Origin of the sequence: Bowmanella sp. JS7-9 (assembly GCF_004329715.1) — a bacterium.
In the GTDB taxonomy this organism is placed as follows: domain Bacteria; phylum Pseudomonadota; class Gammaproteobacteria; order Enterobacterales; family Alteromonadaceae; genus Pseudobowmanella; species Pseudobowmanella zhangzhouensis.
Genome location: NZ_JXSY01000018.1, coordinates 114,226 through 126,625 on the forward strand (window position 1 = coordinate 114,226; position 12,400 = coordinate 126,625).

A 12,400-nucleotide genomic window follows, 5' to 3' on the forward strand; every position below is an offset into this window, starting at 1 on the left:
CTATTCCTCATATTACTGAGCCTATAACAGGCTCTTACGTTGGTTGGATGGCGGAATCATTAAAGATTCGCGGTATTTGGCAATTGTACGCCGGGCGACCATGATCCCCTGATCGGCGAGCAATTGCGCAATCTTGCTATCGCTCAGCGGTTTGCTGGGCTTTTCTGCAGCTACCAGCTTCTTAATTAAAGCACGGATAGCTGTCGACGAGCATTCACCACCATTCTCCGTAGACACATGACTGGAGAAGAAATACTTCAACTCAAAAATCCCACGTGGTGTATGCATATACTTTTGCGTGGTGACCCGGGATATGGTGGATTCATGCATGTCTACCATTTCTGCGACATCATTTAACACCATTGGTTTCATTGCTTCCGGGCCATATTCAAAAAAACCTTGTTGTTGCTGCACGATACAGTTTGCCACTTTGAGCAGTGTTTCGTTGCGGCTTTGCAGGCTTTTAATAAACCATTTCGCTTCTTGCATGTGCGAGCGAATAAACTGGCTATCGCTGGCATTTTTGACGCTGCGTGACATTGCCGCGTACTGCTGATTGATATTCAGCTTGGGCAGGCTGTCTGGATTTAACTCCACCACCCAGCGGCCATTCTTTTTATTCACCGATACATCAGGAATAACGTATTCGGGTTCGGCAGTAATAATGCTGCTGCCTGGACGAGGGTTCAGGGTCTGAATCAAGCGCATGGCTTCGCGTAACTGATCTTCATTCAGCCGCGTTTTCCGCATTAGGGTGCGATAGTCTTTACTGGCCAGCAAGTCCATGTGCTCGGTGATTAACATCTTGGCCTCTGCCAGCCAGGGCGTCTCAGGGTCAAACTGACGTAATTGCACCATCAGGCACTCTGTTACATCACGGGCCGCAACACCGACCGGGTCAAACATTTGAATGCGTTTAAGCACGCACTCTACTTCGTCCAATTCAATTTCTTCTTCTTCCATGGCGAGACTGGCAAGAATATCTTCCGCACTGCACGTCAGGTAACCCGAGTCGTCAACGGAGTCAATAATCGCCACGGCGATGGCGGCATCCGTTTCACTGAAATGGGTCAACCGCATCTGCCACAATAAGTGATCCTGAATGGAATCGGTGGTTTCGCCCTGAAATACCTGTTCATCATCACTGGCTACTGCTGGTGCAGGCGCGGACGAGGCGCTGTAATACTCATCCCACGTTGAGTCGATAGGGAGCTCGTCCGGTAATTCGTTTTTTTCCAGTGCTTCACCGGTATCTAATTGGTCGCTACTGGTGAATTCTTCGTGTTCGTTGTTGCTTGCAACCTCACCGCCTTCTTCCATTTCGAGCAGGGGATTACTATCAAGCGCTTCCTGAATTTCTTGCTGTAAATCCAGTGTAGACAGTTGCAACAGGCGAATGGCCTGCTGAAGCTGTGGCGTCATGGTTAGCTGTTGACTGAATTTAAGCTGTAAAGAGGGCTTCATGTACTTCTTTTTATGTCCTGAAAATCATTGCGCTTTGCTGTTTGCCGAACCGGCATTCCTTATGTGATTACTATAGCCTGAATTGTTCGCCCAGGTATACATCACGCACTTGCTGATTACTCAATACTTCGTCGGGACTGCCCTGTGCAATGAGCTCCCCATGACTAACGATATAGGCGGTTTCACAAACATCAAGGGTTTCCCTGACGTTATGGTCGGTAATCAATACGCCAATACCGCGGTCGCGCAAGTGGTGAATAATCTTCTTAATATCACCTACCGAAATCGGGTCGACACCGGCAAATGGCTCGTCCAGCAAAATAAATTTAGGGTTTGCGGCCAGGGCACGGGCAATCTCAACACGGCGTCGCTCGCCACCTGACAAGCTCATCCCCATACTGTGACGAATGTGATTGATATTAAATTCATCCAGCAGGGCGTCGGCTTCTTCCTCTCGCTGCGCCTTGGTTAAATCTTTGCGGGTTTGCAAAATAGCCATCAAATTGTCCCACACACTGAGCTTGCGGAAAATCGATGACTCTTGCGGTAAATAACCAATGCCCAAGCGAGCACGATTATGCATCGGCGCGAGGGTTAAATCCTGCTCATCAATACTGATGTTGCCTTTGTCCAATGGCACTAATCCAACAATCATATAGAAAGTGGTGGTTTTTCCAGCGCCATTGGGGCCGAGTAATCCTACTATCTGTCCGGTAGACACAGACAGGCTGACGTCCCGCACAACCTGGCGGGATTTATAAGACTTGGCTAAGTGTTCCGCTTTAAGGGTTGCCATCGTTATTCTCTTGTTCTTTTGGCGTTGGTGCGGCTGGTTGGAAAATGGTGATGACACGTCCATCCTGATCGTCAGAACCGGCAGCATTCACCTGTTCACGTAACATATCAAAGGTAATTGAACTGCCCTTTACCATGCTGGAGTTTTGCTTTAGCTCAGCCTCGCCTTCCATGCTCAGTGTGCGGTTGACCACCATGTATCGAATCTCATTGGCTTGCGCTTTGACAATAGTGCCATCTTCCTTGGTTTGCTGATAAACCGCAGGCTTACCGCGGGCGATAAAGACTTCTTTGCCTGAACCTTCTTTTGCCTGTACTTCGACCTCATCGGCCTCGATCAGCAGTGAGCCCTGTGCGATACGCACATTACCCCAATACAGCAAAGATTTCTCGATGCCATCACCGCTGGTGAACTGAGAGCGCACTTTAATCGGCTGATTAAAATCGTGCTCTATGGCAATGGCAGATCCTGCAAACAGGTTGCTCAAACACAGACTAGTTGCGAATAGCAGGTTGGAAGGTCGTTTCAACATGTTGGCCTATCTCAAAGGTATTTTTTTCTAAATTTGCGCGGATGCCCTGACTCTCGATGATGTAATTGGCACCACTGATGACAACGGCTTGTTGTGAGACTATTTCCTTACTGTCCAGGTTCACTTCCATTGAACTCGTTTGAATTGTTTGCACCAGCCCCTTGTCGTCAGTGCTTTGGATCATTACGCCCTGATTCAGTGAGAGGCTGTCTTCACCATTTAAGATGCCTTCCAGAGCACTGATCTGCCAAGGATTTTTTCGACTGCTGGTATATACCACGTAGCGTGGTTGACTGAATTGGGTTTCTCGCTGATGGTCGAAATGTGCCATTTTCTGTGCGTAAACTTCGTGGCTAATGCTGCCGTCTTTACCAAATAACACACTGTGCATGGCAAATGCGTGATAATTAGGCTCATTTTCTGATGCCTGGCCTTGCTCGGTCTCTTCGTTTTGGGTATCGCCAAAGAAAATCTGACCACCCAGCCAAGCCAGCAGCGCAAATAAAAATAATATGCTTAATGTGATTCTGCTCATACGCTGGCGCTGTGGGTTTGTTGCAACACATTATGGACCATTAACAGCAGGTCGCATGCTTCACGAACGGCACCGAATCCACCTTGCGCCGACGTAACGTAATCGGCGTGGTTTTTTACCACTGGATGGCCATTGGGTACGCTTATGGATATGGCCGAAAGTGTGAACATACCCAGATCAGGCATGTCGTCTCCCATGCTGGCGGTTTGCGCCACAGAAACGCCGAGTGTTGCTTGCAGCGCAGACAAAGCGGTGCTCTTATCTTCACGGCCCTGCAGTATATGTTTGACGCCCAGCGCTTGCATGCGCTGCTCGACGATATTGGATTGACGGCCAGTAATAACAGCGACCTCAACACCCTGTTTCATGATGGCTTTAATGCCGTACCCATCTAACGTATGGAATGCTTTGAGTTCTTCACCGGCATTACCCATATAAATCCGGCCGTCGGAAAAAACACCGTCCACATCAAAAGCGATGAGTCGGATATTCTGTAATTTCTGCAGCAAAGCCGGCGCGATATTTGACAGATACGCCATCAGGCAATCCCCGCCTGCAGTAAATCGTGCATATTGAGCGCTCCGACTGGGGTATTAGATTCATCGACCACAATTAACCCACTGATTTTAAAGGTCTCCATCAGATTTAGTGCCTCTGCCGCCAGCATATCTGGGTGGGCAGTTTTACACTTACGAGTCATCACCTCACCAATAGGTGTCTGATACACGTCCACCCGGGCATCCAGCACCCGGCGCAAATCACCGTCGGTGAATATGCCGGCCAGTTTTCCTTGCTGATCAACAATCGCGGTCATGCCCAGTCCTTTGCTGGAGATCTCCATCAGAGCATCGATAATGGTTTTTTCGGCTGTAACACAGGGTAAGCGTTCACCCTTGTGCATGAGTTCTTCCAGACGTAAAAGTAATTTTTTACCCAGAGAGCCTCCGGGATGGGACAGCGCAAAGTCATCCTCACTAAATCCTCTGGCATCCAACAGAGCAACAGCCAGAGCGTCGCCCATAACAACCGTGGCAGTCGTGCTGGATGTCGGTGCCAGGCCCAATGAGCAGGCTTCTTGTTCCACCTTGATACATAGGTGCACGTCGGCATAGCGTGCTAACGATGATTCCGGGTTGCCCGACATCGCAATTAAAGGAATGCCTAAACGCTTGATTACCGGCAGTAAGGCCAGAAGTTCATTGGTTTCGCCGGAATTAGAAATGGCCAGCAGGATATCCTGTTTGCTGAGCATGCCCAAATCGCCATGACTGGCTTCACCCGGGTGCATAAAAAATGATGGGGTACCAGTACTGGCCAGCGTCGCTGCTATTTTGTTACCGATATGACCTGACTTGCCCATGCCGCACACGACAACCTTGCCCTCGCAGGCAAGAATGCGTTCACAAGCGATAGCAAAATTGTCATCGATATGTGTCACAAGATTGGCAATAGCTTGTTGTTCAATGTGCAACACGCGCAACGCTGAACTGATAAACGACGAAGTCATTGTCGGTGATATTCCTTTTCAACTGGCGGGTGAGTGCGATTTGGCCTGCATTGCGCCAGCCTGGTCCGTTCTCACCCTGAGCTTTGGCAAGAATAATACCAGTATTATCAGCTTTGCCATAACCCTTGCGTTAGTGAATTGTTTTTCACAGTAAAAATATCTTTTGGATGGATGTGAACTTACCGAGGTTGGTAAGCGTAGTTCTTCCTGCTCATGCATTGCACACAAATTAATTGTCACAGCAATGAACAATTTCTCACAACTTGTAACTAATAAGTTTTTCGTTTTTGACTTGAAAACTCATACAATGGCCTTAATTTAGCGGGCTTGGAATTAATCCGCGAGCGGCAAGGACTCTATCTGAACATGCAAAATCTGGTTGAAGTAGACAACCTGACGTTTCGTCGTGGCGAACGCATCATTTACGAAAACATCTCGATGCGGTTTGAACAGGGTAAAACGACGGCCATTATGGGCCCCAGTGGTATCGGTAAAACGACCTTGCTGAGATTGATTGGTGGTCAGTTAAAACCCGACAGTGGCGATATTCGTTTTCAGGATAAGTCGATCGTTAGCATGAATCGTTCGCAGCTTTATAAAGCGCGCCGTGATATGGGCATGCTGTTCCAAAGCGGCGCGTTGTTTACTGACATCAATGTATTCGACAACGTTGCTTATCCTTTGCGCGAACACACTAAGTTACCAGAGCATTTAATACGGCTTGTGGTGTTAGTGAAATTGCAGGCGGTGGGCCTAAGAGGCGCTGCCGGGCTAATGCCATCTGAACTGTCTGGCGGTATGGCACGTCGTGCGGCACTGGCCAGAGCGATTGCGCTGGATCCCAAGCTAATTATGTATGATGAGCCGTTTGCGGGGCAGGATCCCATCTCCATGGGGGTCTTGGTTAAATTGATTCGCGAACTGAATAACGCATTGAATCTGACTAGTATCGTGGTAACACACGATGTCGATGAAGTGATGCAAATTGCTGATTACGCTTACATTATTGCGGATAAAAAGGTTATCGGCGAGGGCACGCCCGAACAAATTCGCGCCAGCGACTCACCGCTGGTGCAACAGTTTTTGAATGGTGCCGCAGATGGTCCTGTGCCTTTCCACTATGCTGCGAAACCGCTGCAGGACGAATTATTACAGGGGTGTAAATGATGCAAAGCCTGGTTCATTTGGGGCGTAACGCGATAGACCGCATCAGTACGCTTGGGCGCGCAGCGCAATTAATATGGGGCGCCATTATCGCGGTTCCTCAACCGGTTAAAAACACCCCACTACTAATCCGTCAGATGTACGTAGTGGGTGTGCAGTCATTTTTGATTGTAGCGGTATCTGGCTTATTTATTGGCATGGTAATGGCGTTACAAAGCTATACGGTGCTGATTGATTATGGCGCGGAAGACAGCCTCGGCCCAATGGTCGCGCTTTCTCTGCTCCGTGAGTTGGGCCCGGTCGTGACCGCACTTTTGTTTGCCGGTCGCGCAGGCTCAGCGTTAACCGCTGAAATTGGCCTGATGAAGGCTACCGAGCAGCTTAGCAGCCTGGAGATGATGGCCATTGATCCACTCCGCCGTATCATTGCCCCGCGTTTTTGGGCTGGCGTGTTAACCATGCCGATGCTGGCGCTGATTTTTAGTGCAATTGGTATCCTTGGCGGCAAGTTTGTCGGTGTTGACTGGTTAGGTGTGGATCAGGGCAGTTACTGGTCAGTTATGCAGGCCTCAGTAGAATTTCATCAGGATGTGGTGAATGGTTTTATTAAAAGTTTGGTCTTTGCAGCGGTGGTGACCTGGATTGCGGTATTTAACGGTTATGACTGTGAGCCAACTTCAGAGGGTATCAGTGCCGCCACCACCAAAACGGTAGTGCACTCATCCTTGGCAGTATTGGGACTGGATTTTATTTTAACCGCACTTATGTTCGGACTTTAAGGGAGCGAATCGCAGATGTTATCGCGCAAAATTGAATTATTGGTGGGCCTGTTCGTGGCGGTGGCTATCGCAGCGGGTCTGATGTTGTCCTTGTATGTAGCTAATCAGGGCATTAGCGGTGATCAGGAAACCTATCAGCTGAAAGCGAAATTCGACAATATTGGCGGATTAAAAGTGCGTTCGGCAGTGAAAGTGGGCGGAGTAGTGATTGGCCGGGTGGCAGATATCAGTCTCGACAAAAAGAATTTTACGCCGGTTGTGACGCTGGATATTTCGACCAAGTATCAGGACTTCCCGGAAACCAGTTCCGTGGCGATTTTGACCTCGGGTTTGTTGGGTGAACAATATATTGGTTTGCAGCCAGGGTTTTCATTCGACGGTATTGGCACCCTTAAAGACGGTGATTTTGTCGAAGACACCAAGTCGGCACTGGTGCTGGAAGATTTGATCGGGCAGTTCTTGTTCAGCAAAAATAAAGATTAAGTGTGAGATAACGACACACAGGAATTAATACAGTTAAGGTAAATGTATGTTTAAAAAAGTAATTGGTGTTGTGTTACTGGTTGGTAGCGCGTTGTCGTTCAACGCCGCCGCGGTTGATCGCAGCAACCCCTACGATATGGTCAAAGAAGCGGGTGAGCGTACCTTTGCCCGTTTACATGATGAGCAGGCGTTGATCCAAAAGGATCCGAATCATCTGCGCGTGATCATGAACGAAGAACTGCTGCCTTATATCGATTACAAGTACGCTGCATTAAAAGTGCTGGGCCGTTATTTTGGTCAAACGCCACGAGAAAAAATTCCTGAGTACATGCAGGAATTCCGCGATTACCTGATTAACACCTATGCCACGGTATTGGCGCAATACGACAATCAAAAAGTCGTATTCCAGCCCGCGCAGGATGTAGAAGATGACTCCAATGTAACCGTACGGGCATTGATTCAGGAGCCGGGACGACCAGATATTAAAATTGCGTTTAAAGTGCGCAAAAACGACAAAACAGAAGAATGGGCAGCCTATGATATGGTTGCTGAAGGTACCAGTCTGTTGTCGGCAAAGCGCAGTGAACTGGAAGGGATTTTGGGTAAAGACGGCATTGATGCTGTGATTAAAATGTTGAAAGAGAAAAACGCAGAATCCATTACCCTGCCTGAGAAAAAACTTTAATGTCGTTAACGATCAATCTGAATAACAACCGCGCCGAATTAGTCGGCGCGCTGACCCACCAACAAGTGGCCAATGCCTGGCCTGATTTTGCTACCGTTGCCCAGCGCAGTAAAGACGCGCTGACTCTGGATTTATCCGGGGTCGACAATATTGATACCGCTGGCCTGGCCTGGCTGATTCATCTGGTCGGGGTTGCCCGTGCCAGCAATGTGGCACTGTACTTTAGCGCCATTCCGGAAAGACTCACCAGTCTGGCAAAAATCAGCAACGTTGAAGACCTTTTACAGGTACAATAATCAGCTGTTATTTTCAGCCATTACTTCCTTATGCAAATTGAAACAATAAAAACGCTGCTGAACGAAGCGCTTCCACTGGATGAACTCATTGTGACCGGCGACGGTTCACATTTTCAGGTTATTGCGGTTGGTGAATGTTTTGACGGTGTGAGCCGTGTGAAAAAACAGCAAATGGTTTACCAGCCTTTGAATAGTGTGATTGCAGATGGTAGTTTGCATGCACTTTCAATTAAAACCTTCACGCCGGATCAATGGCGTCGAGAGCGTTTGTTCAATCAGCCCGGGAGTTAATGGGTGGAAAAATTAGTTATTCAGGGTGGTACCTGCCTAAACGGTGATGTGCGTATTTCCGGTGCGAAAAATGCGGCATTGCCGTTGTTATTTGCCAGTTTATTGAGTCCGGAACCCTGCATTTTCCGCAATGTCCCGCGACTGCGCGATATTATAACTACCTCACGTCTGCTAAGTGAGTTAGGCGCAGAAGTTATTCAACTGGACCCTGAGAGTATTCAGATCCACGCAGGCACGCTTAGCAGTCGCACGGCGTCATACGAGTTGGTCAAAACCATGCGTGCGTCGATTCTGGTATTGGGGCCACTGTTGGCACGCTTCGGTGAGGCCGAGGTATCTCTGCCGGGTGGTTGTGCGATTGGCGCACGGCCGGTTGACTTACATATCAATGGTCTGCAGCAAATGGGCGCAGTCATCGATGTGGAAAATGGATATATCAAAGCGCGTTGCGATGGGCGTTTGCAAGGCACCCGGATCTTTATGGATACTGTGAGCGTCGGCGCAACAGAAAACCTGATGATGGCCGCAGCGTTAGCGGAGGGCGTCACTGAACTGGAAAATGCCGCCCGCGAACCCGAAATCGTTGATTTAGCTAACTGTCTGAATCAAATGGGCGCAGATATCCGCCATGCCGGCAGCGATAAAATCATTATCCATGGTGTTGAAAAGCTAAGTGGCTGTGATTATGCGGTGCTACCGGATCGCATCGAAACTGGCACCTTCCTGGTTGCGGCTGCCATGACAGGTGGCAAGGTACGTTGCACCAATGCCGCACCCGATACCATGGATGCGGTGTTGAGCAAATTACGTGAAGCCGGTGCTGAGGTAACTTGCGGTGATGACTGGATCGAACTGAACATGCAGGGCCGGGCATTACACAGCGTGAATATTAAAACTGCGCCACATCCGGGTTTTCCTACCGATATGCAGGCTCAGTTTGTTGCACTAAATTGCGTTGCCGAAGGCACAGGTGTTGTCACTGAGAACATCTTTGAAAATCGCTTCATGCATGTACCTGAGTTACAGCGCATGGGTGCAAAAATTGATCTGGAAAATAACAGTGCTGTGTGTCGCGGCTCGTCAAAGCTCAGTGGCGCTCAGGTGATGGCCACGGATCTACGCGCCTCTGCCAGCTTGGTGATAGCAGGTCTGGTGGCCAAAGGGGATACGGTGGTTGACCGCATTTATCACCTGGACCGTGGCTATGAGCAGATTGAAAATAAACTTAATGCGCTCGGAGCGTCAATTACCCGCGTTAACGGATAATCAAAAAAGCCAGCGTTTAGCTGGCTTTCATTTCTCCAAGAGTCACTGCCACACTCAGTGTTCGGTTAGCTCTTAATATCTGAAAAGTGATGACAGTGCCAGGCGCAGATTCCGCCACGATATCTAACACTTGGTAGATATTGGCGATGGGCTGATTATTAACCCGGGTTAATACATCCTGTGCCTGAATACCGGCTTGTGCCGCCGGGCCAAGTGGATCGACGTCAGTGACATAAATCCCTTCGATTTGAATTTTGCCTTCCTGATCCCGTGGCTCAACACCCGTGATACCAAGGAATCCGCGGATAACCCGGCCGTTGGCAATCAGTGAATCCATTACCTTTTTGGCCAGCTCGTAAGGAACCGCGAAATAAACGCCAGCGACGCTGCTGATCCTTCCCTGATTATCGCGGGTCTTAAACACTGCGTTATTGATGCCTACCAATATGCCGTTTGAGTCAATCAATGCACCGCCGGAATTGCCTTCATTCAACACCGCATCCATACGGATGTAGTCCACGTAGCGTGAACCAACCACGTTACTCATTCCGGCACGGCCACTGGCACTGACGATGCCTTGTGTGACGTTTTGCCCAAGATTTAACGGGTTACCAATAGCTAACACGACATCGCCAACCTGAATATCCGGATTGTCCGTTTGCGCAACAACCGGCAAATTTCCCTCTTCAACTTTTAATACCGCTAAATCAGTCGGCCGGTCGGCACCAACAACCTGAGCTTCCAGAACCCGTCCGTCATACAGACGTACCAAAATCCGCTCAGCGTCCTGAATAACGTGATAGCAGGTCACAATGTAGCCATCCTCGCGCATGATCACGCCAGAACCCAGTGAGTTACGGATTTCAGCTGCACCATAGCTAACAGGAGAGCTTTGAATACTTTTACTGAAAATATCGACCACAGCGGGGGCGGCGGACCGCACCGCATGATGAAAGCTGACCCGATCTGAGGCCGATTGACCAGTGCTGAACATACTCCATTGCTGACCATTACTCTGGCGTAACTGGGGTACCAAAAACAGCAACACACCTGACAGAATCAGGCCCATAAGAATGGATTTCAGCAGGAAGGAGACAAAGGTATTGGCTTTCACATCAGAGATTTATAAACAACAATGGGGCACAGAATAGCACCCCATATGTTCAGATGATAGCGCGGTTTACCCGACGGAAGTCGCGCTTAACGAATTACCAGGAAGACGGAACGCTCACCACGTTTGACGTTCAGGGTAAATACCCGATCTTCACTGCCGATTTGAGCGCGCATCTCGGCCAGGTTTTCCACCCGCTTGCGATTTACGCCAACAATCACATCGTCTTTTTCCAGGCCATACATCGCAGCTGGCGAGCGAGGTTCAACCTCACCGACGATCACACCTTTTTGCCCTTTGGGGGTTTCGCCATTACTTAGTGTCGCCCCCTGCAGTGCCGGGTGCATCTCAGTGGCCGCTACATTGGCTTGCACATAATCGCCCAAGGTTGCGGTTACGTGCATTTCTTTGCCTTCGCGCACCACGGTCAAATCTACTTTAGAACCTGCGCCGGCAGTAGCGACTTTGGCGCTGAGCTCATTGAAGGTGCTGATGCGTTTACCGTTAATGCCTACAATCACATCTCCGGCCACGATACCGGCTTTGTCTGCGGCTGAATCTGGCGTGACCTCGTTCACGAAGGCGCCTTGATTAATATCCACGTTCATCGCCTGAGCCAAATCACCCGTCAGGTTGCCGCCGCGAATACCCAGCAGGCCACGGCGTACCTCACCAAATTCAATAATCTGATCAACCAGTGACTTCATCATATTGGCGGGAATGGCGAAGCCGATGCCAATATTGCCCGGGCCTAAAATCGCGGTGTTGATCCCAACCAATTGGCCTTTCAGGTCCACCAGAGCACCACCTGAGTTACCGCGGTTAATCGCCGCGTCAGTTTGAATAAAATCTTCAAAACCTTCGATGTTCAAACCGCTGCGACCCAGCGCCGAAACAATCCCGGACGTGACGGTTTGCCCCAGACCAAATGGATTACCAATGGCAATGACAAAATCGCCGACGCGCAATTTGTCCGAGTTGGCGATTTTTAACGCCACCAGATTCTCTGCACTGATTTGCAACAGGGCAATATCACTTTTCTCGTCGGCGCCAAGCTTTTTCGCTTCGAACTCGCGGCCGTCAGTCAATTTTACGAGGATCTCGCTAGCGTTATCGACTACGTGGTTATTGGTGACCACATAGCCCTTCTCTGCATCAATGATGACGCCAGAGCCAAGCCCGCGGAAAGGTTTTTCCTGTACCTGCTCTTCCGGCATGTTTGGGCCAAAGAAATACTTGAACATCTCAGGTATACGCTGACGCTGCACTTGGGTGCCCTGCACAGAGATGCTGACAACGGCAGGTGAGGTCTTCTCCAGCATAGGTGCCAGAGTCGGGACCTTTTCGTCATCATTGCCGAAAAATGGGATGGCCGCGGTTGCGGACAGACTAATAGTAGAAATCAGTGCCACGCTGGACACGAAGGAAATTAATCGACTTTTCATTCCTGATCATTCTCCGCTTTGGTTTGTGCTATGCCCCTGAATATAG

Annotated in this window: 15 protein-coding genes; 7 read left to right on the forward strand and 8 right to left on the reverse strand. The window is 49.3% G+C overall.

What is annotated here, in order from left to right; translation table 11 throughout:
• Nucleotides 1-21 precede the first annotated feature (21 nt).
• The 6 genes from TK45_RS09985 to TK45_RS10010 all read right to left on the reverse strand — a co-directional run bounded on the left by TK45_RS09985 (nt 22) and on the right by TK45_RS10010 (nt 4,834).
• Nucleotides 22-1,464 carry an RNA polymerase factor sigma-54 gene (locus TK45_RS09985; protein ID WP_131258511.1) on the reverse strand — a complete coding sequence of 481 codons (1,443 nt, stop codon included), beginning with the start codon at nt 1,462-1,464 and terminating at the stop codon, nt 22-24.
• Nucleotides 1,465-1,534: 70 nt separating this feature from the next.
• Nucleotides 1,535-2,260 carry an LPS export ABC transporter ATP-binding protein gene (lptB, locus tag TK45_RS09990; RefSeq protein WP_131258512.1) on the reverse strand — a complete coding sequence of 242 codons (726 nt, stop codon included), beginning with the start codon at nt 2,258-2,260 and terminating at the stop codon, nt 1,535-1,537.
• The gene (lptA, locus tag TK45_RS09995) at nt 2,247-2,792 is read right to left on the reverse strand and encodes a lipopolysaccharide transport periplasmic protein LptA (protein ID WP_131258513.1); all 546 of its coding nucleotides are present in this window, start codon (nt 2,790-2,792) and stop codon (nt 2,247-2,249) included. Before lptA ends, lptB begins: the two co-directional genes overlap by 14 nt.
• Nucleotides 2,755-3,327: an LPS export ABC transporter periplasmic protein LptC gene (gene lptC / locus TK45_RS10000; protein WP_131258514.1), complete on the reverse strand. Its 573-nt coding sequence runs from the start codon at nt 3,325-3,327 to the stop codon at nt 2,755-2,757. The genes lptA and lptC overlap by 38 nt, the downstream gene beginning before the upstream one ends.
• Nucleotides 3,324-3,866: a 3-deoxy-manno-octulosonate-8-phosphatase KdsC gene (gene kdsC, locus TK45_RS10005; RefSeq protein ID WP_131258515.1), complete on the reverse strand. Its 543-nt coding sequence runs from the start codon at nt 3,864-3,866 to the stop codon at nt 3,324-3,326. Before kdsC ends, lptC begins: the two co-directional genes overlap by 4 nt.
• Nucleotides 3,866-4,834: a KpsF/GutQ family sugar-phosphate isomerase gene (locus TK45_RS10010; RefSeq protein ID WP_131258516.1), complete on the reverse strand. Its 969-nt coding sequence runs from the start codon at nt 4,832-4,834 to the stop codon at nt 3,866-3,868. Before TK45_RS10010 ends, kdsC begins: the two co-directional genes overlap by 1 nt.
• A gap of 366 nt (nt 4,835-5,200) precedes the next feature.
• Here TK45_RS10010 and TK45_RS10015 point away from each other — a divergent pair, with 366 nt between their 5' ends.
• Genes TK45_RS10015 through murA form a run of 7 tightly spaced genes read left to right on the forward strand, consistent with a single transcriptional unit; the run spans nt 5,201 to nt 9,798 of the window.
• The gene (locus tag TK45_RS10015; RefSeq protein ID WP_131258517.1) at nt 5,201-6,001 is read left to right on the forward strand and encodes an ATP-binding cassette domain-containing protein; all 801 of its coding nucleotides are present in this window, start codon (nt 5,201-5,203) and stop codon (nt 5,999-6,001) included.
• Nucleotides 6,001-6,777, forward strand: a complete 777-nt coding sequence (gene mlaE / locus TK45_RS10020; RefSeq protein ID WP_131258875.1) for a lipid asymmetry maintenance ABC transporter permease subunit MlaE — start codon at nt 6,001-6,003, stop codon at nt 6,775-6,777. Before TK45_RS10015 ends, mlaE begins: the two co-directional genes overlap by 1 nt.
• A 15-nt stretch (nt 6,778-6,792) precedes the next feature.
• Nucleotides 6,793-7,260, forward strand: coding sequence for an outer membrane lipid asymmetry maintenance protein MlaD (mlaD, locus tag TK45_RS10025; RefSeq protein ID WP_131258518.1), 468 nt, complete (start codon nt 6,793-6,795; stop codon nt 7,258-7,260).
• A 46-nt stretch (nt 7,261-7,306) separates the two neighbouring features.
• Nucleotides 7,307-7,945 (forward strand): ABC transporter substrate-binding protein, encoded by a 639-nt coding sequence (locus tag TK45_RS10030; protein WP_131258519.1) that lies wholly within the window; start codon nt 7,307-7,309, stop codon nt 7,943-7,945.
• Nucleotides 7,945-8,241: a lipid asymmetry maintenance protein MlaB gene (locus TK45_RS10035; protein WP_131258520.1), complete on the forward strand. Its 297-nt coding sequence runs from the start codon at nt 7,945-7,947 to the stop codon at nt 8,239-8,241. Before TK45_RS10030 ends, TK45_RS10035 begins: the two co-directional genes overlap by 1 nt.
• Before the next feature lie 30 nt (nt 8,242-8,271).
• Nucleotides 8,272-8,532, forward strand: a complete 261-nt coding sequence (locus tag TK45_RS10040) for a BolA family protein (RefSeq protein ID WP_131258521.1) — start codon at nt 8,272-8,274, stop codon at nt 8,530-8,532.
• Nucleotides 8,533-8,535: 3 nt separating this feature from the next.
• Nucleotides 8,536-9,798 (forward strand): UDP-N-acetylglucosamine 1-carboxyvinyltransferase, encoded by a 1,263-nt coding sequence (gene murA, locus TK45_RS10045; protein ID WP_131258522.1) that lies wholly within the window; start codon nt 8,536-8,538, stop codon nt 9,796-9,798.
• A 16-nt stretch (nt 9,799-9,814) separates the two neighbouring features.
• On the opposite strand, the gene TK45_RS10050 is transcribed toward murA, so the two are convergent.
• Both TK45_RS10050 and TK45_RS10055 read right to left on the reverse strand, forming a co-directional pair.
• Complete coding sequence (locus TK45_RS10050) at nt 9,815-10,912, reverse strand: trypsin-like peptidase domain-containing protein (protein ID WP_254426587.1); 1,098 nt, start codon at nt 10,910-10,912, stop codon at nt 9,815-9,817.
• A gap of 86 nt (nt 10,913-10,998) precedes the next feature.
• Nucleotides 10,999-12,354, reverse strand: a complete 1,356-nt coding sequence (locus tag TK45_RS10055; RefSeq protein ID WP_131258523.1) for a Do family serine endopeptidase — start codon at nt 12,352-12,354, stop codon at nt 10,999-11,001.
• Nucleotides 12,355-12,400: the final 46 nt, after the last annotated feature.

Bases quoted from the DNA above. Each gene is read 5' to 3' on its own strand.
- TK45_RS09985 (WP_131258511.1), bottom strand. From the start codon at position 1,464: ATGAAGCCCTCTTTACAGCTTAAATTCAGTCAACAGCTAACCATGACG.
- lptB (WP_131258512.1), bottom strand. From the start codon at position 2,260: ATGGCAACCCTTAAAGCGGAACACTTAGCCAAGTCTTATAAATCCCGC.
- lptA (WP_131258513.1), bottom strand. From the start codon at position 2,792: ATGTTGAAACGACCTTCCAACCTGCTATTCGCAACTAGTCTGTGTTTG.
- lptC (WP_131258514.1), bottom strand. From the start codon at position 3,327: ATGAGCAGAATCACATTAAGCATATTATTTTTATTTGCGCTGCTGGCT.
- kdsC (WP_131258515.1), bottom strand. From the start codon at position 3,866: ATGGCGTATCTGTCAAATATCGCGCCGGCTTTGCTGCAGAAATTACAG.
- TK45_RS10010 (WP_131258516.1), bottom strand. From the start codon at position 4,834: ATGACTTCGTCGTTTATCAGTTCAGCGTTGCGCGTGTTGCACATTGAA.
- TK45_RS10015 (WP_131258517.1), top strand. From the start codon at position 5,201: ATGCAAAATCTGGTTGAAGTAGACAACCTGACGTTTCGTCGTGGCGAA.
- mlaE (WP_131258875.1), top strand. From the start codon at position 6,001: ATGCAAAGCCTGGTTCATTTGGGGCGTAACGCGATAGACCGCATCAGT.
- mlaD (WP_131258518.1), top strand. From the start codon at position 6,793: ATGTTATCGCGCAAAATTGAATTATTGGTGGGCCTGTTCGTGGCGGTG.
- TK45_RS10030 (WP_131258519.1), top strand. From the start codon at position 7,307: ATGTTTAAAAAAGTAATTGGTGTTGTGTTACTGGTTGGTAGCGCGTTG.
- TK45_RS10035 (WP_131258520.1), top strand. From the start codon at position 7,945: ATGTCGTTAACGATCAATCTGAATAACAACCGCGCCGAATTAGTCGGC.
- TK45_RS10040 (WP_131258521.1), top strand. From the start codon at position 8,272: ATGCAAATTGAAACAATAAAAACGCTGCTGAACGAAGCGCTTCCACTG.
- TK45_RS10055 (WP_131258523.1), bottom strand. From the start codon at position 12,354: ATGAAAAGTCGATTAATTTCCTTCGTGTCCAGCGTGGCACTGATTTCT.